Origin of the sequence: Paraburkholderia sp. J8-2 (assembly GCF_905220195.1) — a bacterium.
GTDB lineage: Bacteria > Pseudomonadota > Gammaproteobacteria > Burkholderiales > Burkholderiaceae > Paraburkholderia.
Genome location: NZ_CAJMZA010000114.1, coordinates 1 through 590, shown reverse-complemented (window position 1 = coordinate 590; position 590 = coordinate 1). Strand labels below are relative to the sequence as shown.

Annotated in this window: 1 protein-coding gene; it reads left to right on the top strand. The window is 68.5% G+C overall.

The window, feature by feature from the left end; all coding sequences use genetic code 11:
* A partial coding sequence (locus U5A52_RS43045; protein ID WP_321940501.1) for a pyridoxal-phosphate dependent enzyme occupies positions 1-590 on the top strand: 590 nt, incomplete at both ends.

Here is a 590-nt window from a genome sequence, read left to right as displayed (position 1 = left end):
TTCAAGCTGCGCGGTGCCTACAACAAGATGGCGCACCTCTCGCCCGCGCAACTGGAGCGCGGCGTGATCACCGCCTCGGCGGGCAATCACGCGCAGGGCGTGGCGCTTTCGGCGGCGAAACTGGGCGTGAAGGCCGTGATCTGCGTGCCGGTGACCACGCCGCAGGTGAAGGTCGATGCCGTGCGCGCCCACGGCGGTGCGACCGTCGAGGTCGTGCAGGCCGGCGAGTCGTACAGCGACGCCTACGCCCACGCCGTGCGCCTGCAGGAAGAGCGCGGCCTGACCTTCGTGCATCCGTTCGACGATCCCTACGTGATCGCCGGCCAGGGCACCGTGGCGATGGAAGTGCTGAGCCAGCATCAGGCCCCGATTCACGCGATCTTCGTGCCGATCGGCGGCGGCGGGTTGGCGGCAGGCGTGGCGGCCTACGTGAAGGCCGTGCGCCCCGACATCAAGGTGATCGGCGTGCAGACCGACGATTCCTGCGCGATGGCGCAGTCGATCAAGGCAGGCAAGCGCGTCGAGCTGACTGAAGTCGGCCTGTTCTCGGACGGCACGGCAGTCAAGCTCGTGGGCGAGGAAACCTTCCG